This is a genomic window from Brevibacillus ruminantium, assembly GCF_023746555.1.
In the GTDB taxonomy this organism is placed as follows: Bacteria; Bacillota; Bacilli; order Brevibacillales; family Brevibacillaceae; genus Brevibacillus; species Brevibacillus ruminantium.
Genome location: NZ_CP098755.1, coordinates 555,743 through 582,016, shown reverse-complemented (window position 1 = coordinate 582,016; position 26,274 = coordinate 555,743). Strand labels below are relative to the sequence as shown.

Below are 26,274 nucleotides of genomic sequence, written 5' to 3'. Positions count from 1 at the left end.
AGTAGAATGATCCACTCTCGTCAAATCGTCTGGTTGCTCGCGGCTGTTCTGCTCGTGCTGCCGGGATGCGGCAAACAGACCGCTCAGGTGGTCGTCTCCGAAGAAGCACCGGCCCCGGATTTAGCCGAAGCCAATCCGGCACTGGCGGAGCCAGCCATTTCGGAAGAACCGCAGGAAAACCCGGAAATGCAGCCGGAACAAGCTGAGACGAAGACGGAAGCAGAGACAGAAGCAGGAACACCCCCTCCATCTGAGACAAACGATCCTCTCGAAGACGCACAAGCGTCTTCGGAGCAGCAGGATGAAAAACAGAAGACACCGGCTGACTCGGCGAAAGAACCCGTTCGGGCAAAGTCCGCAAAGCCAACCAATCAGCAAGCGGCTGGTGCTGCCCCAAACAAACCGGCTAAGCCGGCTGTAGCCGTCCAATCACCAAAGAAGCAAACAGATGCGGTGGCAGCGGCAGCATCCCCTCCCCCTCCGAAGGCAACCAAGGTCAACGCAGAGGGCAAGCCGATCATTTCCTTCAACGATTTTTTTGACAATGGGGATCGCTCTACACCGTCTGATCGATTTTGGGATCTGAAAGGCACCGAGGTCGAGATCAACGGATTTATGGGTGAAGTGATTTCTCTGGAAAAGCACTGGTTTTTATTGATTCCCGAGCCGGGAGCAGAGTGTCCTTTTGACAATGACGATGGAACGCTGTGGAATGAGATCATGATCGTTTTCGTGAAAAAGGAAGACAAACTGCGCTATACACAGGGGCCAATCAAAGTGAAAGGGACGCTGGATGTCGGCATCAAGGTCGATCAGTCCGGGTACCGAACCATGTTCCGGCTGCAAAATGCTTCTTTTGAAACCATGTAGAAAACGGGAAAACCAAAAAAGGTGATAACCCTGTGTCTTTGGACATCCTGGTCATCACCTTTCTTTTTTTGCCGCCTGCCTCTTTTATCGCAACAGCGGATTTCCGAAAAAGGCATGGATATTCGCTTTATCGCTTCCTGATACCTTCCGCATTTCCAGCTCCAACGTCTTGACTCCCGCCACGTTGACTTGTACGGCCTGACTTTGTCCAGCCGTCATACGCTGACTTTCATGCAGCAGCTTTCCGTCCCCTTTGATCCGCCAAAGGATCGGGTCCGTTTTGTTGGGAGACTTATCATCGACTGCAACAACACCAGAAAGCTCTTTGTAGCTTCCGTTCAATTCAATCTTAAATGCTTGTCTGGTGATGCTGTAGCTGTCATTTGCGACCGAAGTGATGTTTGTGTAACCCAGTCCGTGATCATAAATGGTTCCTCCTGCTGAGAAAACACCTTTATCCCAGTTATCCTTAAAGGCACTGATCAAATACCCGTCTTTGATCGAATATTTCAGCGACGACAATCTGGTCTCGCTGCCAACCGACTCTGCCGGTCCTCCGATGGTCACTGTGCTGGCATTGGCATCCCAGGTGACTTTTTTCCCTGCAGCCGTGCCGACAAAAGCAACAGGTGCATAAGGTACACCATTATACAGAAAAGCGTCATTGGTCTCCCGCAGTTTCCCGTCTACCATGAATTTGATCGGCTTGAAGTCGACGGGGATAGACTGTGTCGCCGCGTATGTAAGACCGGAAAAGAAAATGGACCCCAGCAAGAACCCCGACATGAACCCCAACTTCGTATTTTTCTTCATCATCAATCGCCCCCAACTTTCCAAATCTACCCAGAGTATATCATTCTTTCCTGCATTTGTTGGTGCGACCAACGGAGGATTTTCCTTGCTTTTGTTGGGTCTAATTTCCTGTCCACAGGGGGTGGATTGTTAGTGGTACAAACGGGGCTGCAGCGAGAAGAATCAAGCTTCCCTGCTCTGCTCCGTACTCCGCCCTGCAGGGAGGATTCACTGTCCGCTCCACAGCGGCTGGCGGGGGTCCGCAAAAGCCGTTTCGCTCCGTGGTGAATCAGGGTTGCGTCCCTGTTTCCCGCCATCCGCTGTTCCGCTGAGTCGAGCTTCCTCACAAATGTTTGAAAGGCTCCGGTTTCGTGAAGAAGCATGTTTCCCTGCGGTGCGACTGTGGAGCCCTGCCCCAGCGGAGGGGCGATTCGCGGGAAAAAGGAGCGCAACTTTGGGATGACCTCAAAGCGATGCGGCTTTTGCGTCTCCCCCGCGAATCGCCCTGGAGCGGACAGTGTATGCTCCCTTGCGGGCGGAATACGGAGCTAAGCAGGGAAACATGCTTCTTCTCGCTACGGTTCCGTATCCGCCAACTTTCCTTTCATTGACGAAAAAAAGGAAGAGTATTAGCTACCCTTCCTTGTTGCAGATGCTTCCAAACAGCTCAAGCTGTCCGAATGCTCTTATTCGATTGTTGCCCACTTGTAGTCAACAAAGCCCAGACCGTCAAGAACAACGCCTTTCACTTTGTCGTTTTTCACGTAGGAGTGAGTGTAGTAGTAGATCGGTGCTGCCGGCATTTCATCCATGAAGATTTTCTCAGCATCGGCGAGGATTGCTTTGCGCTTCGCTTCGTCTTTCTCCACTGCGGATTGGTTCAGCAGTTCTTGGAACTTCGGATTTTCCCAACGAGTATCGTTGTTTCCGCCATCTTTGAACTTGAACAGCTCCAGGAAGTTGATCGGGTCGTTGAAGTCTCCGCTCCAGCTGGAACGTCCGATCATGAACTTGCCTTGGTGCAGGTCGTCCAGATATACTTTCCACTCTTTGTTTTCCAGTTTTACATCGATATCAAATGCCTTTTTCCACTGGTCTTGTACAGCTTCGGCAATCTTCTTGTGACCTTCGGAAGTGTTGTAGGAAAGCGAGATTGTAGGCAGTTTGGTGAGGCCCTCTTCTTTCATGCCTTCTTCCAGCAGTTTTTTCGCAGTTTCCAGGTCATTGTCTTTGAAGTATGGCTCTGCGGTTACAGCCATGGTTGGCGGTACGAGACCCATTGCTGGTTGCTGGTTCGCTTGAGTCACGTTGTCCACAATGGACTGACGGTTGATTGCATACGCAAATGCTTTACGGATTTTCGCGTTGTTGAATGGCGCTTTTTCCGTATTGAATTTGTACATGTAGGTACCGGCAATCGCATGCACCTGCATTTTTCCGGAGTCTTTCAGTGCAGGGATCGCATCGGTTGGGAGCGCGCTCAGCGGTGCGCCGGCCCAGTCGAGGTCGCCGTTGTCAAACATGGACAGCTCGGTATTCTCATCCTCTACCATGGAGAAATCGATCTTGTCCAGTTTTACAGCATCTTTATCCCAGTAGTTTTCGTTTTTCGCAAGAACAATCTTGCTCTTATGCTCCCAGGACTCCATTTTGAACGGACCGTTACCCACGTGGGTTTTTGCTTCGGTCGCCCATTTCGGATCGGCTTCCGCCACTTTTTTGTTGATTGGGTAGTAGGTGTAGAAAGCAGTCAGCTCCAAGAAGTACGGAGTTGGGTTTTCCAGTTTTACTTCCAGTGTTTTTTCATCCAGTGCTTTTACGCCAACTTCATCAGCACTTGCTTTATTTGTATTGAATTTCTGAGCATTTTTGATGTAGTAGAGCTGGTATGCGTAGTTGGCTGCTGTTGCAGGCTCCAACGCATGTTTCCAGGCGTATTCAAAATCTTGCGCGGTAACAGGATCACCGTTGCTCCATTTGGAATCACGAAGATGGAAGGTATACGTGAGGCCGTCTTCGGATACATCGATTTTTTCTGCCACGGACTCATGCGGTTTTCCGTCTTCGCCAATGCGGGTCAGACCGTCAAAGGTAGCACGCAGAAGTGCACCGGAGGTAGAGTCTTCAGCCAATGCAGGATCGGCCGTAGGCGGCTCCGTATGCATGTTCAGACGCAGAACTTTTGGTCCTGTGCTCTCTTCGCTCGTTTGTGTATTTCCCTGAGCATTGTCAGCAGTTTTGTCTCCACCGCCGCAACCGGCAAGTGCCGCACTCAGTACGAGAATCGAACTCATCGCTGCAAAAATACTTTTTTTCATATGAATGTCTTACCTCCCCTTATCAACCATTGGTACACGATATTAATATACTTTACTTTTAGTAATATTAAAGCGATTTTAATTAAATTTAATTTTAGTTTATGTAAACATTTATTTGCGTAAACGAAAATAAAAACCGTCCCATTTTTGGAACGGTTCAGAAAGTATTGATAGTTTCATTGGATCATCTCTGCCCACTTAAGGTCGACAAAACCAAGCGGATCAACCTGTACGCCTTTTACCTTGTCGCTTTGCACCCAGACATCTACGTCCGTGAACATCGGGATGAGCGGCATTTCGTCCATCATGATCTGTTCAGCTTCACTAAACATTTGTGCCCGCTTTTCCGGGTCCAGCTCGGCTGCTGCCTGGATGATCAGCTCTTTGTATCGGGCGTTCTCCCACCCCATATCATTGTTGCCCCCGTCTTTGTCGCGGAACATTTCCAGATAGTTGATCGGGTCATTGAAATCTGCGCTCCAGCCGATCCGTCCTATTTCATAATTCAGCTCGTTTAAATCCTGGAGATGCACTTTAAACTCTTTGTTTTGCAGCTTGATGTCGATCCCCAGGTTGCGCTTCCACTGGTCTTGCAGAGCTTCGGCAATCTTCTTGTGACGATCCACCGTATTATAGGAAAGCGTCAGAACAGGCAGCTTGTCGAGGCCCAGCTCTTGCAGTCCTTCAGCCAGCAGTTTTTTTGCTGTCTCCACATCATTGTCCTTGAAGTAGCCCTCTGGCTTTAAAATCATCGTCTGTGGCAGTATGCCCATAGTCGGTACCTGTCCTACCTGGGTGACGTTATCCACGATGTCCTGGCGGTTTACCGCATAGGCGAGTGCTTTCCGGATTTTGATATTGTTCAATGGCGGTTTGGTAGTATTCATTTTGAACCAGTACATGGACGCTTCCGGATGGATGACCAGCTTCCCTTCCGCTCTCAGGGAAGGAATGGCATCCGTCGGTAGTCCGCCTATCGGTTGCCCGGCCCAGTCCAGTTCTCCTTTTTCAAACATCGCCAGTTCTGTGTTGTCATCCTCAATCATCACGAATTCAATCCGGTCCAGCTTCACCGCCTGTTGATCCCAGTAGTTTTCATTTTTCTCCAGCACCATCTTGTTTTTATGCTCCCAGGTCGTTACTTTAAACGGACCGTTGCCGACGTGGGTCGCTGCTTCCAATGCCCAGTTCGGATTGGCTTCGACTACCTTTTGATTCACCGGATAGTAGGTGTAAAAAGCCGTCAGCTCCAGGAAGTAGGGCGTTGGATTGACCAGCTGAACTTCGAGTGTCTTTTCATCCAGGGCTTTTGCGCCCAGTGTATCCGGCGAAGCCTGCCCGGCATTGATTTCCTGGGCATTTTTGATGTAGTAGAGCTGGTAAGCGTACTCGGAGGCCAGCTTGGGGTCAAGCGCCCGTTTCCAGGCGAAGACAAAGTCACTCGCTTTTACGGGATCGCCGTTGCTCCATTTGGCATCACGCAGGGTAAAGGTGTATGTCAGGCCATCCGCTGAGGTCTTCACCTCTTGGGCAATCGAATTCATCGGCTTCGCCTTTGCATCCAGTCTGGTCAGCCCATCGAAGGCTGCACGTACAACCGTCCCTGAGGTATTGTCCTTGGCCAGACCGGGATCGATCGTCGATGGCTCACTGTGCAAATTGGCCCGGAATACACTGGGTGTTTTGGGTTGCTGAACGGCATTTGTGCTGGTTTGGCCTGTTTGATCAGGTGGCGGTTGCGCGGTCGAGGTAGAACTTCCTCCTGTGCATCCACCCAGTACGGTGGCAGTAATCAGGGCGAGACCAACAATAAGTGGAGCTGCCTGTCTTTTCATCATGAATGACCCCCTGTCATATTTATCTTGCATAAAAATGGCAGCCGCGAATTGGTTTCCCTCATTCTGGCTGCCATTTTTGCTTTTACTTGTACACCGTCTGTTCTTTTATCCGTTGGTTTGTCGTTTTTCGCTTATTTATGTTTTACTCGGTAATCTCGGCCCACTTGAGGTCGATAAAGCCAAGAGGGTCCACTTGTACGCCTTTTACTTTATCATTTTGCACCCATACATCCACGTCCGTGAAGAGCGGGATGACTGGCATGGCATCCATGAAAATCTGCTCGGCTTCCGCAAACATTTTCATGCGGCTTTCCGCATCTGGAGCGGTCGTAGATTGAGCCAGCAGTTCTTTGTAGCGGTCGTTCTCCCAGCCGGTATCATTGGTACCGGTATCCTTGTCGCGGAACATTTCCAGGTAGTTGATCGGATCGTTAAAGTCCGCATTCCAGCCCAGACGGCCGATTTCGTAGTTCAGTTCATGCATGTCTTGCAGATGCACTTTGAACTCTTTGTTCATCAGCTTCACATCGATACCGAGCCCTTGCTTCCACTGATCCTGCATAGCTTCAGCGATTTTCTTGTGACGGTCCGTCGTGTTGTAGGAAACGGTGATGGTTGGCAGCTTGGTGAGGCCCAGCTCCTTCAATCCCTCATCCAGCAGTTTTTTCGCTGTCTCGACATCGTTGTCTTTAAAATAGCCCTCTGGCTTCACAGCCATGGATTTCGGCAATAGCCCCATCGTCGGCACCTGGCCCACCTGTGTTACGTTGTCCACGATTGCCTGGCGGTTCACTGCAAGCGCCAAGGCTTTGCGAATATTGGCGTTGGCGAGAGGCCCCTTCGTGGTGTTGACTTTGTACCAGTACATGGTCGCCTTCGGATGGACTACCAGCTTGCCCGCATCCTTCAGGGCCGGGATAGCGTCTGTCGGCAGTCCGCCGAGCGGTTGACCTGCCCAATCCAGCTCGCCGTTTTCAAACATGGAGAGTGCTGTATTGTCGTCTTCAATCATCACGAATTCAATTTTATCCAGGTTGACGATGTCTTTTTCCCAATAGTTTTCGTTTTTCTCCAGGACAATCTTGGCTTTATGCTCCCAGGCTGTCATCTTGAACGGACCGTTTCCGACGTGCGTAGCAGCTTCGTTTGCCCACTTCGGATCGGCCTCGACTACTTTCTTATTTACGGGATAGTAGGTGTAAAAGGCTGTCAGCTCCAGGAAGTATGGCGTCGGGTTCTCCAGCGTCACTTCCAGTGTTTTGTCATCCAATGCCTTGACGCCCAATGTGTCAGGGGTGGCTTTGGAGCCGTGTACCTTCGCTGCATTTTTGATGTAGTAAAGCTGGTAGGCGTACTCGGCGCCCAATTTTGGATCGAGAGCACGTTTCCAGGCGTATTCAAAGTCATGTGCTGTGACCGGATCTCCATTGCTCCATTTGGAATCGCGCAGGGTAAACGTGTAGGTGAGCTTGTCGTCAGATATCTTCACATCGCTGGCGACAGAATTCATCGGTTTGGCGTTTCCGTCAAGACGGGTCAAACCGTCAAAGGTCGCGCGAACGATTGTTCCTGACGTAGCGTCCTTGGCCAAACCCGGGTCAGCCGTTGAAGGCTCACTGGTCAGATTGGCGCGGAAAATCTGCGGTCCCTTCTTTTTCTCTGGCGCCGCCTGTGAGGTCCCCGTCGCCGGCTTGTCTGCCGGTGCCGACTGACCGCCGCTGCCACCGCATCCCGCGAGTGCAGCGCTGATCACTAGCGATAGCCCCAGCGTCATTGCTGATAACTTTTTCATCTGAAAATTCCCCCTTATCTAATAAAAGTGTTGCCCCCAAAATATACCTGCAAAAAACAGGAAAGGGAATGGGCTTTGTTTAGATTTAATTAAATTTTACGAATATTTTATCTATTAATGAAAAAGTATAAACGGAATAGCTTAACTATCAAGGAAAATAAAGTCATTTTTGTCCAATCCGCGTCCCAAAAATCAAAAAAGGACCCGAATCCCATCAGGACTCGGGTACCTCCTCTGTCATGCCAAGCGTTGATCTGCATTAGAATGCAGGAACAACTGCTCCTTCATACGTATCTTCGATGAACTTTTTCACTTCTGGTGTATTCAGTGCTTTTGCCAGCTTTTGAATGGCCTCATCATCTTTGTTGTCAGGACGTGCTACCAGGTAATTCGCATACGGAGACTCTTTGTCTTCGATGAACAGCGCGTCTTTGGTTGGAACCAGTTTTGCTTCCAAAGCATAGTTGGTGTTGATCAGCGCGAGGTCGACTTCATCCAGTACGCGTGGCAGCATCGCTGCTTCAACCTCTTTGAATTGCAGGTTTTTCTTGTTTTCTACGATGTCTTTTACCGTACCGTTGATGCCTACGCCGTCTTTCAGTTTGACGAGGCCGCTCTTTTCCAACAGGGCCAGAGCGCGACCATTGTTGGTTACGTCGTTTGGCAGAGCGACAGTGGCACCGTCAGCCAGTTCATCCACACTCTTTACTTTTTTGGAGTAGGCGCCAAATGGCTCAATGTGAACAGGCACGACTTCTACCAGATCCATGTTTTGATCTTTGTTGAACTGCTGCAGATATGGAAGATGCTGGAAAAAGTTTGCATCCAGTTGTTTTTCATGTACTTGTACGTTTGGTTGAACGTAATCGGTAAATTCTTTTACTTCCAGATTGACGCCTTCTTCTTTCAGCTTGGGAGCGACGAATTTCAGAATCTCAGCCTGTGGAACAGGTGTTGCAGCGACCGTCAGTGTCACTACTTTCTGCTCTCCCTGGGAACCGTTCGCCGCAGGCGCAGGAGCTGCTTCATTTTTGCTGCCGCAAGCAGCCAGAGAAAATGCCAATACAGTGGACAATACGGAAACTACCAATTTCTTCACAGATGATTTCCCCTTTCTCTTTTTACGAACTGTTTTTTTAAGCTGATAGAACGGCTTACCTTTCTATGGACAAGATCTTATTTCCGGCTGAATTTGATCACCAAGCGATCACCCAGCGACTGCAAGATCTGAACCAACACAAGCAATATGAAGACAGTCACAATCATGACATCGGTCTGGAAGCGCTGATAGCCGTAGCGGATCGCCAAATCCCCCAAGCCCCCGCCGCCGATGACACCTGACATGGCCGTGTACGAAACGAGTGCCACTGTCGTAATGGTGATCCCGGCGATCAGACCCGGTCGCGATTCCGGCAGCAGGACGCTGCGGATAATCTGCCAGTTGGACGCCCCCATCGATTGAGCTGCTTCGATCACACCCCGGTCTACCTCACGCAGAGATGTTTCTACCAATCTGGCAAAAAACGGAGCTGCACCGATGACCAAAGGAGGGATAGAGCCTTTTACTCCGAGTGAAGTGCCGACGAGCATCTTCGTTACGGGAATCAAGAGAATCATCAAAATAATGAAAGGCACGGAACGCAAAACGTTTACGACAAAGGATGATACCGAATAAAACAAGCGGTTTTCCAGCAGTTGTCCTTTGGACGTCAGGAATAGCAGGATTCCCAGCGGAAGTCCGATAATGACCGTGAACAAGGTAGAGAACCCGAGCATGGTCAGTGTGTCAATTGAGCCCTTCCATATTTCTGTCCAATCCACATTTGTAAACGACATGCCCTATATCACCTCCACTTCCAGCCCGCGCTGTCGCAGTGTCTCGATCGCTTTGTTGTTTTGGCCCGAATTCCCGCCCAACTCGACCACGAGCTGACCGTATGGGGTGTCTTTCATCCGTGAGATGGTCCCCTGCAGGATGCTGAATACCGTCCCTGTCTCCTGCATCGTTTCAAAAAGGATCGGCTGGTAGGTTTGCTCGCCCAGGAAGGTCACGCGAAGAATCATCCGTTCGCCCGACGCTTTTTCCAGGGAAACGACTTTACGCAATTCACTGGAGTCCGCTACCTGCTCGACAAACTCCTGTGTCGTCGGATGCTGCGGCTTCAGGAACACTTCCAGAACCTCGCCGGTTTCGACGATATGTCCGCCGTCAATCACACCTACCCGATCACAGATGGAGCGGATCACATGCATCTCGTGGGTGATCAGCACGATGGTCAGTCCCAGTTTTCGGTTGATATCGAGCAAGAGAGCGAGAATAGAGTTGGTTGTCTGCGGGTCGAGAGCTGAGGTCGCCTCGTCGCAGAGCAGCACTTTGGGGTCACTCGCCAGTGCACGGGCGATGCCAACGCGCTGTTTCTGCCCACCCGACAATTGTGACGGATACTTGTCCCGATGCTCACTGAGCCCCACCAGCTCCAGCATTTCCTTAACCTTCTTATCAATTTGGTTTTTGGGCCGCTTCGCCAGTTTTAACGGAAAAGCCACATTCTCCGCTACGGTCGCGGACGACAGGAGGTTAAAATGCTGGAAAATCATCCCAATATGTCTGCGCTGCTCCTGAAGCTTGCCCTCGTCCAGTTTCGTCAGATCGACTCCATCGACGATCACTCTGCCTGATGTCGGGCGCTCCAGCAGATTGATACAGCGGATCAGTGTGCTTTTTCCCGCCCCGGAGTGTCCAATGACCCCGTATATTTCTCCCTTTTTGATCGTAAGGTCGATCCCTCGCAAAGCAGGTATCGCCTTTCCGTTGACCACGTAGTCTTTTTTCAGATCATGCAACTGTATCATCCGCTCACCTCCCGTATAAAATAAAAACCCCTTTTTCCTATACGAAAAAGGGGCTGCACCGTAATATACGATCGCATCCACCCTTCTCATCTGTACAAGATCTACATCTTGTAGGAATTGGCACCGCGCCACCCATCGAATGATCGATGAGCCGGTTGCCGGGCTTCATAGGGCCTTTCCCTCCGCCTCTCTGGATAAGAAGAATATCTACGTTAGATTCAATTAATAGAAATGTACCGTCTTGATACAAATTGGATTATATGCTATCGCGAAATAAAAAGTCAATGAGAATTTAATCCATGACTCCATTGCGGATGACCTCGGCATCTACGTGAAAGCGGAACTCCGCCTCTTGAAAACGTTTTTGCAATTCTTCATGTGAAAGCTTTCCCGCTCCCCGCACTTGAGACCGGTACCTTTCCCCAAAACCAAACGGGTCCACACCCATTTTTTGGATCTTCCGAACGACCTTCTCCAGCTCTTGTTTCAGATTTTCTGAAAGGACCTTGTCGAGTTGCTTTGTCATTTTCGGATTCTCCAGCTTTACTGGTTCCGACATCTCCAGAATGCGGGCCTTCAATTTGATTTTGACGTCAAATATCAGTGGTTTCTGGCTGACAACCTTGATGCTTGCCTTGCTGCTGATGGTGTCAAATACCAGCCGAAAATCCGTTTCTTTGTCTCCACCGGAGTTTGGCTCAAGCTCCAAGCGCTTCCGCGATGTTCTCATCTCATAGGTGGCCGTTCGATAGTTTTCATGTACCAGTTTAATAAAAAAGGCTTCCTTCGGCGGTACCCAATCGACGTACTTATCATCGCGAAACAAGGCCACTCCTTTAATCCCCACGTTTTTTCCCTTTTTCTCAAGAAGGGGAAGGTATGGATCAATGCCCTCGCCAAAATAAGTGCGTATGAATTCATGCAGTGTCGGGGATGGAATTTTATCCTGCTCGACGTTGTGCTCAATCATCCGATAGAGGTACATGCCGACGTTCCCTTTCGCTTCGAACCTGGTCGAGAGCAAATCCTTCGTCAATCCATCAAACACACACAGATAGACGCGGCTGCCGACCGAGGGGTCCCGGTACAGGGTGTCCACCAAATTGCCTACGCCCTTCTTGGCAAGCTCTACATTGTACATCACGACGCGCAGCTGCCCGCTTACCATCTCTTTATCTGACTGAAGGTTTGCTTTGTCGCGAAAGCCTTTGGTGGTCATGCTTTCGCCTGAGAGAATCTGCACCTTTTCTTTGGCCTCTGGATTGATTGTCGGGATGACCGCCGTGCCGTAGATCCGATCGTCGTTCAGCAAATCGTATCCCGATACCGTCATCAACCCCAGATCGTCAAAAATCTCCGTTTTCACACAGCCCGTCATCAGGAGTGCAAGCAATATCAGCCATACCTCCCGCCGCAGATAGCGCTCACCTCTGCATCTCCTCATGATTCGTCTCCTTTCTGTTCCGGCGCTGTTTGATCAAAACCAGCAGAAACAAGATAAAGGGGTAGTACACAGCGACGTACAAGCTGATTTTCGACATGTAATCAATGATGAAATTGATCGATTGCCTGGTGGAAAAAAACTGCATCGCGATAAAAATCACCATCATGAGAGCATACAGGACCTTTTTCTGCTTCCAGCCAAACAGTCTGTAACAGCCTTTGGAAGCAGACCAGATGTACAGCATGATGTTCGGCAGGACGATGAAGACCCACAATGAAATCCCCAAAAGTTCAAGCCGCTCCAGAAAGGGAAAGGAGACGACGGTTTTGATCATCAGCGTCGGCCAGATAGTTCGCTGGAGCTGTTCCTCGCTGAAAAAAACCAGCGTGATGACCATCACCGCGATGTAAATGATGTTCGTACACAACACGCCAAGCTGCGCACTGCGATGAATCCGCTTTTTGTCCTGAACATATGGGTAAACGATGTATAAAATCTCGTAACCCACCGAAGTAAACGCCATCACCAAAGCCCCGGCAATCAACTGCCTGAAATCAGCCTCCAAGATCGGCAGCAAATAGTACCACCGGGCATAATGAAGCGTGAAATAAAGATCAAAAAACAGCCAAATGGTAATAAAAACGGAAAGGATCACATACCCCGTGATGATGCGAATCCCGCCGAGAACTGTATAGAGGGTCAGGAACACCAGAATGATGCCCAGCAGCCAGGTAGCGAGCTGGGGAAACATCCAGGATTGGACCACTTCAATGTACCCGCGCAAAAAGATCAGTGTCATCCCGCTGAAATAGAGGATATACATCAGACTGAGCAACCTGCCGAGGAATTTTCCATAGACATCCTGATGGATGCCAAACAAATCGGCTGAAGGATACTTTTGCAGGGTGCGACAGATAACCCACACCGCGAGATGCGAAATGAGACCCGCGATGATGACGGAAATCCATGCGTCATGGCCCGCTCTGGCTGCGACCGGCCGTTGATACCCCAGCATCCCCAATCCCACTTGATTGGCGAAAATCAGAAACCCCACCATATACGGAGCGATGGTAGTTGTAAGACTGTGCTGGACATTGACCTTCATTTGTCTGATCCCGCTCCCCTACTCGTCTTCATCCAGGTTATGAATTTGGTGCGCTTCTTTCCTTCCATAGCGAAGCGGATTGCGGCTTTGAAAAATCGAGAGCCGTTTCGCCAAAAAAGAGTACGGAGCTCGGAAATAGGTGTTTTTCCAGTCACCCAAGCGAACCGGATACAGAGGGGACATATACGGCCGTCCCAGACTGGTGATTCTCAGCAGATGACTGATCAAAAAGCTCATAGCCACCATGATCCCCATCAACCCCAAAATGCCTGCCAGCACAATAACCGGGAAGCGAATGACCCGAATCGTAGACCCGATCACGTAGCTGGGCGCGATGAAGGATGACAATGCGCCAAAAGCGACGATGATAATGAGAATATTGCTCGTAATTCCCGCCTGGACGGCTGCTTGCCCAATCACAATCCCTCCCACAATCCCGATCGTTTGCCCGACCTTGGTCGGCAGTCGGGCCCCGGCCTCCCTCAGCAGTTCGATAATAATTTCCATCATGAGTGCTTCAAACAAGGGCGGGAATGGCACGCGTGCTCGCGACTGAGCCAGAGACAGCAGAAGATCAGCCGGAATCATTTCGTAGTGAAAGGTGAGCGCTGCCACATAGAGCGGCGTGAGGAGCAGGGACACCAGCATGGCTATCATTCGAAGCAGTCGGGTAAATGTACCGAGGCTCCAGCGAAAATAATAATCATCCGGAGACTCAAAAAAATGGAACAGTGCAGTGGGACCCAAAAGGACAAAAGGACTGCCTTCAATCAGAATCGCCACCTGCCCGTTCTGCAAACCATCCGCCACCCGATCCGGTCTTTCTGTCTGAAGCAGGGTCGGGAAAAGGGAGAGCTCGTTGTCCGAAATGTACTGGGAGAGCATGTTGGTGTCTATAAGCCCATCTGTCTGTAAATCCTGTATACGCTGCCGAATGGTCTGTACATTCTCAGGGTTGACGATCTCTTCCATATAAAGCAGCGCCACTTCTTGCCGAGCGCTTTCCCCGACCCAGAGCTGCTCGTGAAACAACTGGGGAGAGGTCAGGTATTTTCGGATGATCGCAATATTGGTATCCAGATCTTCAACAAATGCCTGCTGCGGCCCAAGAACATTGGTCTCGATCTCAGGTCTGGCAATGTTTCGTTTGTTTTCAGCAGCCACAGGTATCGCCAGCCCATAGGGGGCCTGGTTGACATGGATATAGACAGACCCCTTCAAGAGGTGGTTGATCACATCCTGTTGCTTGGCCAAGCGCTGGGAGGTGGGCACACCGAGATGACTCTCCACGTCTTCAATCTTCAAGGGATGGGGCGAAAGCTTGCGAAGCTCAGGCAATATCTTCGTGTAAATGAGCTTCGTGTCTGCCATGCTCTTTAGAAAATAAACGCGAACGTGCGAATCCCTCTCCTCGATGTCCTCGATGATCAGTTCTGCTGTATGGGAAAACCATTTGCGAATGATCTCGGTATTCACCCGTCCCCCTCCTTTTTGATGAAAGGATAAAGGTAGTTTTCCCACTTTTTCCGAAAACATGGCAAAAAGAAAACGACACGCTCAGCTTTGCGTGTCGTTTGGTGTTTTTTTCGTTGCTGTTGTTGAACCGGGCTCCTTATCTTCCGGAGGCGCTGGCTGGAGTGCTTCCTGGATAAACTCCTGAACCTGCTCCACATCCGGAATGAGCACCGATCCCGCTCGATGCGATTCATGAAAGGCCCCCATCGGCGGAAGCTGGTATTTGCCAGGATTTTGCGTATCCAGCGAAAGGCCCAATCCGGCCAGCTTCAGCATATCCATCGAACTGATATTGGTCTGGATGTACGGCGTCACCTGCTTCAAAATAGACGGAAGCTGGAACAAGGTTGTACCGCTTTTCATCTGACTGGCCAGTGCCGACATCAGCTTTCGCTGACGCTCGGTCCGCGTATAGTCAGATGTAGCATCATGCCGGAAGCGTACATACTGGAGAGCCTTGGTGCCATCCAGCCGCTGCACGCCCTTTTTCAGATTGATATCATACACACCTTTGTCCGTAGGATCATGATAGCGCATGTTTTTTTCTACATCGATTTCCACCCCGCCAACGGCGTCTATCAGATGCTTGAACCCTTCAAAATCCGTAATGACATATCTGTCTACATCAAGACCGGTCAGATTGCTGACCGTTTCCATGGCTAACTCCGGCCCGCCTTCCACGATGGCCGCATTGATCCGTGAGCTGCCGTGATCAGGAATATCCACATAAGTGTCTCGCAAGATGGAAAAAAGATCATATCGTTTGGTGACAGGATCGACACTGACCAGCATCATGCTGTCTGAGCGGGGAAGTCCACTGTTTTTCATCCCTCGCCGGTCTACACCCATGAGCAGAATATTGACCCGTTCCTTGCCATTCCAAACGGGCAGCTCGGCTGCTTTGGTCTCACCCGGTTCCAGTCGGTGATCGACCAGATTCGGCTGCTGGATATCTTCCGCAAATTGATAAAACGCGTATCCGTAATAGCCCCCTGCCAGAATGCCAATCAGGAGCAGAAACATAACCAGTCGTTTTATTTTTCGAATCAAGGGAAACTCCACCTTTGTTCTAACAAGATAACCAAGACGATTCCACTTTGTTTAGTATACGCGAATCATGTTAAAATGGGGCAGCCTTTATTTGCCTGATTCGATCATTTTTTAAACTTTTTAGTTTACAAAGTATGTAAAATGAACTATACTATTTCCAAAACCTACCGAAAAGGGGGAGGCCTCCTATGATTTCACCCAAAACCTGGCTCCACCGCTATCCCCGCGAAGCCTGGCTCTTTTTGATCGCCAGTTTTATCAATTCCTCGGGCAGCGCCTTTATGTGGCCGTTAACGACTTTATACGTTCATACCCAGTTGCATCGCTCCATGACGGAGGCGGGTTTTGTCCTGATGATGCAATCGCTGGCAGGAATTGTCGGTCAATTTACCGGCGGCACCCTGTTTCACCGGATCGGGGCCAAACGCTTGATTGTCGGTTCCCTGGTCCTGCAGGCAAGCTGTATGCTGGGCATCCTGTTTACGGATAGCTGGTATGTGTACATCGGTTTCATGGTGGGGCTCGGCTTTCTGTTTAATGTGTCCAATCCGGCGATCCAGGCCTTTATTGGTTTCCGTTGGAAAGAACAGCGGCGGGAGCTGTTCAATATTGTTTATGTCGGCAATAATCTGGGGATGGCTGTCGGTACCGCTTTGGCCGGAGTGATTGCAGCGATTTCCTTCAGCTTTACGTTTTTGTTCAATAGTGTGAGCACGTTTTTATTTGCCGCTTTTTTCTTCCTATTCATGCGAAACCTGTCTCATGAACAATTAATCGGGGCCGCAGATGAACGCAAGGCCAAACAGCGGCAGGAAGGCTCTCTGCATCTGTTGTTGCGGTATCGGGTCTATCTGTTTATGGCTTTGGGATCTGCTTTTATTTTCTTCTCCACTACCGTTTGGAATACAGGAGTTGCTCCCCATCTCACCTCTACCGGAATGCCGCTTGCCGCATACAGTTGGCTGTGGACGGTGAATGGCATCATTATTTTTGCCGGACAGCCTGTCGTCTCCTGGATTAAAAGAATTTTGAAGCAGAATCTCTCTTCCCAGCTTGTCGCAAGCGCTGTTCTCTATGGCAGCGGATTTGGCTTCATGTTGTTTTTCCACCAAAGCTACGCCGCTTTCATGACGGGCATGGTGATTACGACTTTTGGCGAAATGCTGATTGCTCCTACGGTTCCCACATTTATCAGCGAAAAAACAGGCGAGTCCGCCCCGTTTTATCTGGGCGCTGTCGGATCGATTACTTCGGGAGGCCGGTTGCTGGGTCCGCTCTTTTTTGGGCAGATGTACGATGCCGGCGGGATTGTCCCGGCACTGACACTGGCGACGGTGATTTCCTTTGCTGCCGTCATCCTGTGCCTGATCCACGCATCTTTTCACCGCGAGCGAAAAGGGAGGGCGAATGTGGTTCGAGGTGTATTGAGGGGATAGTTGGGGACATACTTTTGAGACCGAAACATGCACTCTTGTTTCGGTCTCTCTTTTGTTAGCCTAATCGGGTATCCGTATCTCTGATGCATTGATTTTTAACACTGAGTTTGCCAGAGAGTATCGCCATAATCTACCTGTAGAGCGTACTTCTTTATAATTTCTCCATTCAAATTCTTCGCCAGCTTACCGGTTCAGCTCCGGGAGCTTGTACCACTCGCCAGACATCCACTCGCTTGCTTTCCAGCGCAATACATCCGCTCGAACCAACGGCATGATTTCCTGAAAAAACTGGACTCGTTCAATATCGGTCATCGGGGTGAACCGCTTGGCAATCTCCACATCCGCTTCCAGCTGGTCCATTTTGCTGACACCCAGAATCGCAGTGGAGACAGGCAGGCTCCAGGTGTAGCGAAGCGCCTGCTCTGTCCATGGGGCCAACTGTCCCAGCGCCATGACCTTCATCCCGATTACCGCTACTCCCTTTTCCACCGCCAGCGGGACGAACTCATGCGCGAAGCTGTAGATGAAATGATCCAGGGCGGACAGCGCAACCAATGCACTGTCAAACGGAAAGCGGCGAATGGCTTCGGAAAGCAGTCTCGGGTCGGTATGTCCGCTGATGCTCAGTTTGCGGACCACCCCCTGCTCCCGCGCCTCGACCAAGGCTTCCAGCGCTCCGCCTTTGGCAAAAATCGCGTCCAGATCATGCGGCTGCATGACGTTGTGGATGCGCCATTCATCGATGTAGTCTGTGCCCAGCCGCTTCAGACTGCCCTCCAGATCCTTCCACGCCAAATCTCTTGTGCGGCCGCCTGTTTTGGTGGCAATCCAAACCTGGTCGCGCAAACCGCGCAAGCCCATTCCGACCCGGGCTTCTGATTGGCCGTCGCTGTAGCTGGGCGCTGTATCAAAATAGTTGACCCCCAGCTCCACGGCACGCCGGATGATCGCAATCGCCTGCTCCTCTGTGCAGTCATGCTCATCTACGATGCGCTGTGCGCCGAAGCCGAGCAGGGAGACCTGATGGGGGTCGCGTCCGAACGAACGGGTATGCATCTTTCTCTCATCCTTCCTAAAAAAGGGGCTTATGATGTAACGAGACGCTCCACAGGAGCGTCTCGTTGGTGTCTATTATTCTCAAATGGCCGCTGCTTGGGCCCTTATTCGCAATAGGTGTCGTAGGCGTCTGTCAGCAGCTTGGAAATAGTGCCCAAATCATTGTTCTCGATTTGGTGGCGCTCGATCATGGTCATGATCTTGCCGTCCTTCATCACAGCAAAGGATGGCGAAGACGGAGCATAGCCTTCAAAATACTCGCGTGCTTTTGCCGTCGCTTCTTTATCCTGACCGGCGAAGACGGTGTACAGATGGTCCGGCTTTTTCGCATGGTTCAAGGAGTGAGCTACTGCGGGACGAGCCAGTCCAGCCGCGCAGCCGCAGACGGAATTGACGACGACCAGAGCCGTTCCTTTCAGCTCAGACAGTGCTTTTTCCACTTCTTCTACTGTTTTCAGTTCGGTAAACCCTACGCGTGTCAGTTCATCACGCATGGGCTGGATTACTTGACTCATATATGCCTCATAGGACATCATTGGCACTCTCTCCTTTGTGTATCACGTTTCACTTATTCTTATTATACCCTGTCTGGGGGAGAAGGAGAATGTCGGAAGTGTATATTCGATTGATGAATTTCCTTAGCAAGCCAGCCCGTTTGTTGCTGCCCATGGAAAAAGGAGCCGTTTTGGTCAGTTTCATACTCCTCGCCCTTATTGGCGGATGCTCAGGTGCGGTCGCTCCCGACACATCGGTTATCGAGGACGAAGCCCCTCCCTTCTCACAGCCCGAAAAATTGAGACTGAGTGATGACGGGCAGTCGCTGGAAATCCCGCTTCACGCGCTTCCCGAGCTGGAAGCCTATCTGGAAGCCTATCTGGAACTCTATCAGGGAGAAGAGCGTGCGAAGGAGCTGGCGCGGATACAAGCCCGCTTTGTTTATACGGATCAGGATCATTCCCGTTTTTTTGTGGTGATGTCTGGTTGCGGGAACAAACTGTGCGATTTATCTCTGGTCAAAGAATCAGACGGACGGCTGCAAACCCGTTTTCTCATGGAAGCGGCGATGTTTTCCGGTATCGAGCCATCGCCTGATCGTTCAAAGCTGCTGTTCCAATTTGGCCGAAACGAAGGCGAACAGGTAATCCGGCATTCCCTTCTGGTTTTAGACAGCGCTGATCTGTCTTCCGTTGCGAGAAAAGAAAACCGTGAGTCTTCGGACGATGTCGACCTGTTTGACAGCCAATTTCGCTGGCCCGTTGTACACCTTTCATGGAAAGACGAAGTTACGCTGGAAGTGAGCATACCCGATGTGGCGACCTCTGCCTATGAGGACATTTTGACCTGGAAGAGTAGTGACGGCCCCATCCGGACCATTCACATTGAATTCTAGGGTGCTCATCGTGTTTTTTCGCCCGCTTTCCTCGGCAAAATAAAAAACACCCGCAATGGGTGTTTTTTTGTGCAGCTTATGATTCTTTGTCGTTTTTCATCCGGCTGAAGATCGTCGCCACGATTGGGCCGGAGATATTGTGCCAGACGCTGAAAATCGCGCTGGGAACTGCGGACAGCGGTGAGAAGTGAGCCGTTGCAATCGCTACGCCCAACCCGGAGTTCTGCATGCCGACTTCGATGGAAATTGCTTTTTGTTTCGCCCGATCCATGCCGAACAGTTTGCCAAAGAAGTAGCCAAGCAAAAGCCCCAAACCGTTGTGCAGGATCACAACCGCAAAAATGGCAAGTCCTGTGGTCGCGATTTTTTGCTGGCTGCCTGCTACTACGGCTGCCACGATCGCCACGATCGCAAAGGTGGAGATCAGCGGGAGAGCTTTCGCCCCTGCTTCCGCTGGCTTTTTAAACAACGTTTTCACTATAAAACCGAGAACAATCGGAATGATCACAATTTGCAGAATGGACCAGAGCAGCGCCATTGCATCCACCGGCACCCATTGGCTGGCAAACAGCAGAATCAGTGCAGGTGTGACGATCGGCGCCAGCAAGGTGGTAACCGACGTAATCGACACAGACAACGGGACGTCCCCTTTGGCCAGGAAAGTCATGACGTTGGATGCGGTACCGCCCGGGCAGCATCCGACCAGGATGACACCAACGGCGATTTCAGGCGGAAGCTGCAGTCCTTTCGCCAAACCAAAAGCCAGCAGCGGCATGATCAGAAATTGGCCGAGCACCCCAATCGCGACATCCTTGGGACGGCGGAATACCTCCCGAAAGTCGGACGGTGATACGGTCAGCCCCATCCCGAACATGATGATACCGAGCAAAGGCGTGATGTATTTGCCGATCCATTTAAACGTATCCGGTGAGAAAAATGCCAGGCAAGCAAATAGCAGAACCCAGATGGCAAACGTCTTGCCGACAAAATCACTAACTTTCTCCAGCGTTTTCACTCTAAACACTCCTATTTATATATATTTAAAAAATTAACTATCATTATAATTCACCGAATTCAGAATATCCAGTGTAAATTGTCGAATGATGTAAAATCGTCGGTCCATACACACAAAAGGCCACTATCATTTGCTCACAAATGACAATGACCTTTTTACTTACATGTTCACGCTGCCTAAACTTCCATCAGGATTGTCAAGATCATCGGATTTCGTCCCGTTTTTTCATAAATGAACGGCTTGATCACTTCATTTATCTGCGACTTCAGCTCGGACCATTCCTTGATCTTTTTGTCCAGCGCCTCCTGCAGTCGCTGGCGCACCAGTACGGTTGCCTCCTGGATCAGTGACTCCGACCCGCGCACGTAGACGAAACCTCGGCTGACGATGTCAGGTCCCGTGAGGATTTTGAAGTTTTTCATGTCCAGGCTGACCACGACCACCATCAGGCCATCCTCCGCCAGATGTTTGCGGTCTCTGAGCACGATATTGCCCACATCGCCCACACCGCTGCCATCAATCAGGACGATACCTGCCGGAACCTTGCTGAGCCAGGCTTTTTCGCGGCTGCAGTTGAGAACTTCCCCGTTGTCCATGATGTAGATGTTGCTCTCGTCAATCCCAACCTGCTGTGCCAGCTTGGAGTGTGTCTTCAGCATCCGATACTCCCCGTGAATCGGGATGAAGTACTTCGGCCGGATGAAGTTTAGCATCAGCTTCAGCTCTTCACTGCTGCCGTGACCGGAGGCGTGGATGTCAAAGACGGAGCTGAGCACGACATTGGCACCGGCGCGATACAGTTTGTCAATCGTGCGGCTGACATTGACCGTGTTCCCCGGAATCGGCGATGCCGAGATAATCACTGTGTCTTCCGGGTAGATCGTCACACTCCGATGGGAACCGGAAGCGATTCTGGTCAGTGCGGCCATCGGCTCACCCTGGCTGCCTGTGCAGATAATCAGCACCTGGTTGTCCGCGTAGTTGTCGATATGCTTGATGTCGATCAGCATGCCCTCGGGCATCGTGATATACCCCAGCTCTTGGCCGATGAGAAAGACCTTTTCCATGCTGCGGCCGATGACCGCTACTTTGCGGTTGCACTCGGCTGCGGCATCCACGACCTGCTGCAAGCGGTGTACGTTGGACGCAAAAGTAGCCAGGATAATGCGTCCCCGCGCTTTTTGGACGACGTCCAGAATGCCTTCGCCGACAGTCCGCTCCGACATCGTAAACCCGTAGCGCTCGCTGTTTGTACTGTCGGAAAGAAGCGCGAGCACATCTCCAGAGCTTCCGATCCGGGCGATTTTGCCGTACTCTGTAGTCTTTCCGACCGGGGTCATGTCAAATTTAAAGTCCCCTGTGTGAATGACCATTCCCTCCGGTGTATCGATCACAACCCCGAATGAGTCCGGGATGCTGTGATTGGTCCGGAAAAACGTCGCCTTCAGTTTCTCAAACGGAATTTCCGTATCCTCCGAAATGGGAATCAGGGTCACGTCATTTTGCATCCGGTGCTCTTCCAGCTTTGCCTTGACCAAGCCCAGGGTCAGGCGTCCACCGTAAATCGGCACCTTGATTTGCTTCAACACGTACGGGATGGCGCCAATGTGATCCTCATGGCCGTGTGTCAACAAAAGCGCCTTGATCTTATGCTGGTTGTTCACCAGATAAGAAACGTCGGGGATGACCAAATCAATCCCGAACATCTCGTTTTCAGGGAATTTCACCCCGCAGTCGATAATCACGATCTCGTCTTCGTACTCGACACAGTACATATTTTTCCCGATTTCGCCGAGACCGCCCATCGCGAAAATCTTCACGTCACTCAATCTGCTTTCCTCCTACCTCAACGTGCATGTTTTGTTGGAAACCCGAACCAATGCATGCCACTCTTATTGTATCACAACGCGGGGCGTTCTTTTCATCCAGTCTTGCCAAAATTGCAGGCGGGGAAGACCTCCCCCTTTTTCTCGTACACGCATGATCTGCGGAATAGCTACATACTATTGCCACAAAAGCCTTTTGCCATACATGCTATGCCCGGGAGTTTTATTGCTCGCCTATCTGGCTGCTTGATTGAGCCGTGATTCATTGTTTAACAGCTAGCAGGAGGAATAAAAGAAAATTTGAAAGGAAGCGTTGCCGCAGAGCAAAAATTGGCTAGAATCACAATTGGGACAAATTTACAAACCATGCATTTTGTGTTATACTGAGCGAAGTGCTCGTCTGATTGGGCCGTCCAAAAGCAAGACCAAAAATACCGGTTAAGAAGCAGGTGGTAGCGTAATGAAAAAATTGGCTACTGTGGGCACTTGTGCCCTGCTGGTCGCCGCGACACTCGGCTGGAATTACTCGACAACCCGTGCTGCAGAAGACGACTTCACCGGAGAATTGCCGATCGAAAGATTTGCCTATGACAAAAGCAAAAAAGAGAACCGCCCCATCAGCCCCAACTTCCTGAACTACAAATCGATCCCTGTCCGGACCATCATGGGCAACGACAAGGACGAAGATTACGAGGATGCCGTCCGCTCCGTCGTCGCCTCCAAACAAAAGGACAGTGTGATTACCTCTCTCTACCTCAATGATGATGCAGACGAAGGCTACGTGCTGGAAAATACCCAGGAGGGCATCTCCTATGTCCACGTCCTCAAAAAGGAGAATGGGGACTGGCATGTAGACAGGGTCGAAAAGCTGGAGTGGAAGAAAAAGAAGCGCGGGGAATAGGTGAAATTGTGAGCCTGGTCGCATCGTTGACCGGCTCTTTTTGATTGGGAAAAACCTTGACCAGTTGTGAGCGGTGTTTTGGAGTTTTCTGTGCAGGAGGAGAGCAGATTGTCAAAATTCTTTCCGATTTTGGTTCTTACCATTTTGTTTGAGTTTCCTTTATTCGTAATTGCTGAACCTTTTTTTATTGAGATTAATCTCGTTATCATTGTGGCATTGCTTCTAACCATAATATACAAAAAAAGGTAGCCACATGGATTTGCACTACCTCTTAAAATTACTCACCTTTAGGCTTCACTCCCCATAACAAATAAAGGAGGTCTCGATATGAACATCCTTCTCGCTCTCGTTCTGACTCTCGCTCCACAAGTTGTCCTGACCGATCAAGTAAACACATACGTCATCCAAAGGAACGAGCAAATCGGGAGCGCCACATCGTTTTTACAAGAGAAAGGGTATCAAATGAAAGCTGCTCTTGGTTTGTATAAAAGCTATACTCTAACGAATGAGCTGCTGGTCGAAGACGAGATGGCATTCTGGTTTGTACAGCCTTTTTCACCCGATGAGTACATTGGGAAGAAGATACAGGTATACTGGTTTGAAGTAACGAACCATCCGCTGGAGAAGCGACTTGAACAGTATCACCCCAAAGGTGTCAGCGTTTTTCTCTTCATGTCCGGAAACAAAGTGATTGGTGGAACCTCCTTCCCCATAACAGAGGAACCGTTGTACGGAGGACCTTATTACCTGGACGGCAGTAATGGCTCCCGTGGCGAGGAGTATATAAAAGAAAGCGACTCCTGGAGAAAGAAATACAGCCCTCCGGTTCATAACCGCAAATAGAGAATACATGCCCAAACATACAACACTCCGCTGACAAAGGTGTGAGCAGCCCCTAAGCACGCACACACTTCCATCAGCGGAGTGTTTTTTTCCGGGCCGAACACATCCGACCACATTCCACGTTTCTTCCCTCTATCAGCTAACGAGTTGCCCCTGTCTACTTGGCCTACTTCGCCAACTGGCTCATCTCTTGCAAGATCAGATCCTGATCCATATCCGACGCCATACCGTAAGCGCGGCGCATTTTTCCCTCTTTGTCGATGAGGAAGATGCGAGCCGTATGTGCAAAGGAGCCGTCCGGCTGTTTCAGTACAGCCATGCCGTAATCCTTTGTCACCTTTTCGATGTCAGCCTCTTCTCCCCGAAGGAAATGCCAGCCGCTGAAATCTACGTTGAATTGCTCCGCGTATTTTTGCAGAACGTCGACCGTATCGCGTTCGGGGTCAAACGTGATGGTCACAAACTCGACTTTGTTGCCAAAAGTCCCCTTTTCCTTCAATTTCTCTTGCAGCTTGGACATGTTAAAGGTGGTCGCCGGGCAAATGTCCGGGCAGTGGGTAAACATAAACTCCACCAGCCGCACCTTTCCATTATGCTCAAACATGGTGTATTTGGAACCGTCGATGCTGTCCAAGGTAAAGTCATTCGTCTGTTTTAAAACGGGAATCTGGCTTTTTTGCATATACTGGTAGCCAAAGACACCCACGACCAGCAGGGCCAACACTCCAGCCGCAACCGTAAACCAGTGCCGCTTCCAAAACGAGACCTGCTCTCGGCTTATTTCGCTCAAGACAATCCTCTCCCTGTTTGCTCTTTCTTACTCCACTTCTTTTTCTCCCGGCCAGGCGAGCATGCCGCCTACCATGTTGGTCGCGTCAAAGCCCAGATGGGTCAAGTACGCCGTCGCGTTGTGGCTGCGTGCACCGCTCCGGCAAACCAGCACAATCGGCACATCCTTATCCAGCTCATCGACACGATGCGGCAAAAAGCCGAGCGGAATCAGCTGGGCCTCTTTGATATGGCCGGAATTCCACTCCTCCACTTCGCGCACATCTACCACTTGCAGTTTCTCTCCCGCTGCCAGCTTCTCCATCAGTTCCTGCGGGGTCATTTCCTTTACGTCTTGCTCGCTCATCTCAAATGCCTCCTGTATTCGAGTATACTCTCGATTTCACTGTCTCCCATCATACCATAGGCACGGCCTATTTTTGAATCGGACGACCCTGCACGTATTTGGCGTCAAAGAGGAACAGCTTCAAGAGCAGAATGAGCGACGGAATCAGCAGGAATAGTCCTGCGATCAAGCCAATCACCAGCGCCTGCCCCATGGCCGGACTGTTGATGCTGTCCGTAATCGTGACATACGGGTAAAGCAGGTACGGCAGATGAGCGATGCCGTAGCCAAAGAAGGCAAAGGCAAATTGCAGCATGACCAGGACGAACGCCCAGCCGTAATTGCGCCTTTTCAGTTGCAGGGCCAAGGCACCGCAGAAGCTGGCAAAGGAGAGCAGAAACAGCCAGCTCACATCCATCATTTTGTCAAAGTGCTCGGGGTTGTGCCGGTGAATCGAGAGAAACACCAGGAAGCTGGCAAAGATCGTCGGCAGGCTCCAGCCGATCGCGAAAGAGCGAAGCAGCTTGACTGCCGCTGTATCTTGCGCCCGGTCTGCATAAAAGGTCAGGAAGCTGGCGCTGATGTACAGCACGCTGACCAGGGCGAGCGCCACCACGGACCACGAATAGGAGCTGGTCAACAGCTTGCCCATGTTCAAGATCACTTCACCGCCAGCCGTCTGCTCGATATATCCGCCCTCCGAAATCGTCAGGATGGTGGACAAAGAGGCCGGGATAAACAGACCCGTCACCCCGTAGACAAAGAGGTACGCCGTACTGTTGCGCGCGCCGTAGTGGGCAAACGCGTAAAACGAGCCCCGTAGCGACTGCAGAACGAGAAAGATGCTCCCAGGAACCAACAGTGCGGTACCGTAGTAGTACGCCGTATCCGGGAAAAACCCGATCAGGCCGACCATGAAGAAGATCAAAAAGACGTTGGTCACTTCCCAGACAGGCGACAGATACCGCTCGATGATCCCGTTGACAATATGGTCGCGCTTCGTGATTTTGCTGAAAAACGAGAAGAACCCGGCACCAAAGTCAATCGAAGCGACGATGATGTAGCCGTACAGGAAAATCCACAGCACCGTGATCGCCAATGTTTCCATAGACATGT

The 26,274-nt window shown here is 50.6% G+C and carries 23 protein-coding genes and 1 riboswitch; of the genes, 5 read left to right on the top strand and 18 right to left on the bottom strand.

Features of this window, described 5'->3' with window-relative positions; genetic code table 11:
• Positions 1–6: 6 nt before the first annotated feature.
• On the top strand, positions 7–870 hold the full coding sequence (locus NDK47_RS03010; protein ID WP_251873453.1) for a hypothetical protein: 864 nt from the start codon (positions 7–9) through the stop codon (positions 868–870).
• A gap of 84 nt (positions 871–954) precedes the next feature.
• On the opposite strand, the gene NDK47_RS03005 is transcribed toward NDK47_RS03010, so the two are convergent.
• The 11 genes from NDK47_RS03005 to NDK47_RS02955 form a co-directional block, all read right to left on the bottom strand.
• A complete protein-coding gene (locus NDK47_RS03005; protein ID WP_251873452.1) occupies positions 955–1,686 on the bottom strand; it encodes an NPCBM/NEW2 domain-containing protein in 732 nt (243 codons plus the stop codon).
• 662 nt (positions 1,687–2,348) lie between these two features.
• Entirely contained in the window at positions 2,349–3,980 is a 1,632-nt protein-coding gene (locus NDK47_RS03000) for a peptide ABC transporter substrate-binding protein (RefSeq protein WP_251873450.1), read from the bottom strand.
• A 176-nt stretch (positions 3,981–4,156) separates the two neighbouring features.
• The gene (locus tag NDK47_RS02995; RefSeq protein WP_305883389.1) at positions 4,157–5,815 is read right to left on the bottom strand and encodes a peptide ABC transporter substrate-binding protein; all 1,659 of its coding nucleotides are present in this window, start codon (positions 5,813–5,815) and stop codon (positions 4,157–4,159) included.
• Positions 5,816–5,960: 145 nt separating this feature from the next.
• The gene (locus tag NDK47_RS02990) at positions 5,961–7,610 is read right to left on the bottom strand and encodes a peptide ABC transporter substrate-binding protein (protein ID WP_251873448.1); all 1,650 of its coding nucleotides are present in this window, start codon (positions 7,608–7,610) and stop codon (positions 5,961–5,963) included.
• 259 nt (positions 7,611–7,869) lie between these two features.
• Positions 7,870–8,709: a MetQ/NlpA family ABC transporter substrate-binding protein gene (locus NDK47_RS02985; RefSeq protein WP_251873446.1), complete on the bottom strand. Its 840-nt coding sequence runs from the start codon at positions 8,707–8,709 to the stop codon at positions 7,870–7,872.
• 77 nt (positions 8,710–8,786) lie between these two features.
• A complete protein-coding gene (locus tag NDK47_RS02980; RefSeq protein WP_251873445.1) occupies positions 8,787–9,446 on the bottom strand; it encodes a methionine ABC transporter permease in 660 nt (219 codons plus the stop codon).
• 3 nt (positions 9,447–9,449) lie between these two features.
• Positions 9,450–10,463, bottom strand: coding sequence for a methionine ABC transporter ATP-binding protein (locus NDK47_RS02975; RefSeq protein ID WP_251873443.1), 1,014 nt, complete (start codon positions 10,461–10,463; stop codon positions 9,450–9,452).
• A gap of 83 nt (positions 10,464–10,546) precedes the next feature.
• Positions 10,547–10,664: riboswitch (SAM riboswitch) on the bottom strand.
• A 91-nt stretch (positions 10,665–10,755) separates the two neighbouring features.
• Positions 10,756–11,907 (bottom strand): Ger(x)C family spore germination protein, encoded by a 1,152-nt coding sequence (locus NDK47_RS02970; protein WP_251873442.1) that lies wholly within the window; start codon positions 11,905–11,907, stop codon positions 10,756–10,758.
• Positions 11,888–13,012: a GerAB/ArcD/ProY family transporter gene (locus NDK47_RS02965; protein WP_251873441.1), complete on the bottom strand. Its 1,125-nt coding sequence runs from the start codon at positions 13,010–13,012 to the stop codon at positions 11,888–11,890. The genes NDK47_RS02970 and NDK47_RS02965 overlap by 20 nt, the downstream gene beginning before the upstream one ends.
• An 18-nt stretch (positions 13,013–13,030) precedes the next feature.
• Entirely contained in the window at positions 13,031–14,488 is a 1,458-nt protein-coding gene (locus NDK47_RS02960; RefSeq protein ID WP_251873440.1) for a spore germination protein, read from the bottom strand.
• Between the two features lie 81 nt (positions 14,489–14,569).
• A complete protein-coding gene (locus NDK47_RS02955) occupies positions 14,570–15,550 on the bottom strand; it encodes an LCP family protein (protein ID WP_407653425.1) in 981 nt (326 codons plus the stop codon).
• A 215-nt stretch (positions 15,551–15,765) separates the two neighbouring features.
• Between NDK47_RS02955 and NDK47_RS02950 the strand changes: the two genes are divergently transcribed.
• Positions 15,766–17,013 carry an MFS transporter gene (locus tag NDK47_RS02950; RefSeq protein WP_251873439.1) on the top strand — a complete coding sequence of 416 codons (1,248 nt, stop codon included), beginning with the start codon at positions 15,766–15,768 and terminating at the stop codon, positions 17,011–17,013.
• 183 nt (positions 17,014–17,196) lie between these two features.
• On the opposite strand, the gene NDK47_RS02945 is transcribed toward NDK47_RS02950, so the two are convergent.
• Together NDK47_RS02945 and NDK47_RS02940 are read right to left on the bottom strand one after the other, a co-directional pair.
• Entirely contained in the window at positions 17,197–18,069 is an 873-nt protein-coding gene (locus tag NDK47_RS02945) for an aldo/keto reductase (RefSeq protein WP_251873438.1), read from the bottom strand.
• Between the two features lie 104 nt (positions 18,070–18,173).
• Positions 18,174–18,605, bottom strand: coding sequence for a BrxA/BrxB family bacilliredoxin (locus NDK47_RS02940; RefSeq protein ID WP_251873437.1), 432 nt, complete (start codon positions 18,603–18,605; stop codon positions 18,174–18,176).
• A gap of 68 nt (positions 18,606–18,673) precedes the next feature.
• On the opposite strand from NDK47_RS02940, the gene NDK47_RS02935 reads away from it, so the two are divergent.
• The gene (locus NDK47_RS02935) at positions 18,674–19,459 is read left to right on the top strand and encodes a hypothetical protein (protein WP_251873435.1); all 786 of its coding nucleotides are present in this window, start codon (positions 18,674–18,676) and stop codon (positions 19,457–19,459) included.
• A 76-nt stretch (positions 19,460–19,535) separates the two neighbouring features.
• On the opposite strand, the gene NDK47_RS02930 is transcribed toward NDK47_RS02935, so the two are convergent.
• Together NDK47_RS02930 and rnjA are read right to left on the bottom strand one after the other, a co-directional pair.
• Positions 19,536–20,474, bottom strand: a complete 939-nt coding sequence (locus NDK47_RS02930; protein WP_251873434.1) for a bile acid:sodium symporter family protein — start codon at positions 20,472–20,474, stop codon at positions 19,536–19,538.
• Between the two features lie 176 nt (positions 20,475–20,650).
• Positions 20,651–22,303, bottom strand: coding sequence for a ribonuclease J1 (gene rnjA / locus NDK47_RS02925; RefSeq protein ID WP_256481329.1), 1,653 nt, complete (start codon positions 22,301–22,303; stop codon positions 20,651–20,653).
• 457 nt (positions 22,304–22,760) lie between these two features.
• On the opposite strand from rnjA, the gene NDK47_RS02920 reads away from it, so the two are divergent.
• Together NDK47_RS02920 and NDK47_RS02915 are read left to right on the top strand one after the other, a co-directional pair.
• Entirely contained in the window at positions 22,761–23,201 is a 441-nt protein-coding gene (locus NDK47_RS02920; RefSeq protein WP_251873433.1) for a hypothetical protein, read from the top strand.
• Between the two features lie 327 nt (positions 23,202–23,528).
• Entirely contained in the window at positions 23,529–24,044 is a 516-nt protein-coding gene (locus NDK47_RS02915; protein ID WP_251873432.1) for a hypothetical protein, read from the top strand.
• A gap of 166 nt (positions 24,045–24,210) precedes the next feature.
• Here NDK47_RS02915 and NDK47_RS02910 read toward each other — a convergent pair whose 3' ends face one another.
• The 3 genes from NDK47_RS02910 to NDK47_RS02900 form a co-directional block, all read right to left on the bottom strand.
• Positions 24,211–24,834, bottom strand: a complete 624-nt coding sequence (locus tag NDK47_RS02910; protein WP_251873431.1) for an SCO family protein — start codon at positions 24,832–24,834, stop codon at positions 24,211–24,213.
• Between the two features lie 27 nt (positions 24,835–24,861).
• Entirely contained in the window at positions 24,862–25,179 is a 318-nt protein-coding gene (locus tag NDK47_RS02905) for a rhodanese-like domain-containing protein (protein WP_251873429.1), read from the bottom strand.
• A gap of 67 nt (positions 25,180–25,246) precedes the next feature.
• Positions 25,247–26,272: a cytochrome d ubiquinol oxidase subunit II gene (locus tag NDK47_RS02900; protein ID WP_251873428.1), complete on the bottom strand. Its 1,026-nt coding sequence runs from the start codon at positions 26,270–26,272 to the stop codon at positions 25,247–25,249.
• Positions 26,273–26,274: the final 2 nt, after the last annotated feature.

Coding starts and splice junctions, on each gene's coding strand:
- NDK47_RS03010 (WP_251873453.1), top strand. CDS start 7: ATGATCCACTCTCGTCAAATCGTCTGGTTGCTCGCGGCTGTTCTGCTC.
- NDK47_RS03005 (WP_251873452.1), bottom strand. CDS start 1,686: ATGATGAAGAAAAATACGAAGTTGGGGTTCATGTCGGGGTTCTTGCTG.
- NDK47_RS03000 (WP_251873450.1), bottom strand. CDS start 3,980: ATGAAAAAAAGTATTTTTGCAGCGATGAGTTCGATTCTCGTACTGAGT.
- NDK47_RS02995 (WP_305883389.1), bottom strand. CDS start 5,815: ATGAAAAGACAGGCAGCTCCACTTATTGTTGGTCTCGCCCTGATTACT.
- NDK47_RS02990 (WP_251873448.1), bottom strand. CDS start 7,610: ATGAAAAAGTTATCAGCAATGACGCTGGGGCTATCGCTAGTGATCAGC.
- NDK47_RS02980 (WP_251873445.1), bottom strand. CDS start 9,446: ATGTCGTTTACAAATGTGGATTGGACAGAAATATGGAAGGGCTCAATT.
- NDK47_RS02975 (WP_251873443.1), bottom strand. CDS start 10,463: ATGATACAGTTGCATGATCTGAAAAAAGACTACGTGGTCAACGGAAAG.
- NDK47_RS02970 (WP_251873442.1), bottom strand. CDS start 11,907: ATGAGGAGATGCAGAGGTGAGCGCTATCTGCGGCGGGAGGTATGGCTG.
- NDK47_RS02965 (WP_251873441.1), bottom strand. CDS start 13,012: ATGAAGGTCAATGTCCAGCACAGTCTTACAACTACCATCGCTCCGTAT.
- NDK47_RS02955 (WP_407653425.1), bottom strand. CDS start 15,550: ATGTTTCTGCTCCTGATTGGCATTCTGGCAGGGGGCTATTACGGATAC.
- NDK47_RS02950 (WP_251873439.1), top strand. CDS start 15,766: ATGATTTCACCCAAAACCTGGCTCCACCGCTATCCCCGCGAAGCCTGG.
- NDK47_RS02945 (WP_251873438.1), bottom strand. CDS start 18,069: ATGCATACCCGTTCGTTCGGACGCGACCCCCATCAGGTCTCCCTGCTC.
- NDK47_RS02940 (WP_251873437.1), bottom strand. CDS start 18,605: ATGATGTCCTATGAGGCATATATGAGTCAAGTAATCCAGCCCATGCGT.
- NDK47_RS02935 (WP_251873435.1), top strand. CDS start 18,674: ATGTCGGAAGTGTATATTCGATTGATGAATTTCCTTAGCAAGCCAGCC.
- NDK47_RS02920 (WP_251873433.1), top strand. CDS start 22,761: ATGAAAAAATTGGCTACTGTGGGCACTTGTGCCCTGCTGGTCGCCGCG.
- NDK47_RS02915 (WP_251873432.1), top strand. CDS start 23,529: ATGAACATCCTTCTCGCTCTCGTTCTGACTCTCGCTCCACAAGTTGTC.
- NDK47_RS02905 (WP_251873429.1), bottom strand. CDS start 25,179: ATGAGCGAGCAAGACGTAAAGGAAATGACCCCGCAGGAACTGATGGAG.
- NDK47_RS02900 (WP_251873428.1), bottom strand. CDS start 26,272: ATGTCTATGGAAACATTGGCGATCACGGTGCTGTGGATTTTCCTGTAC.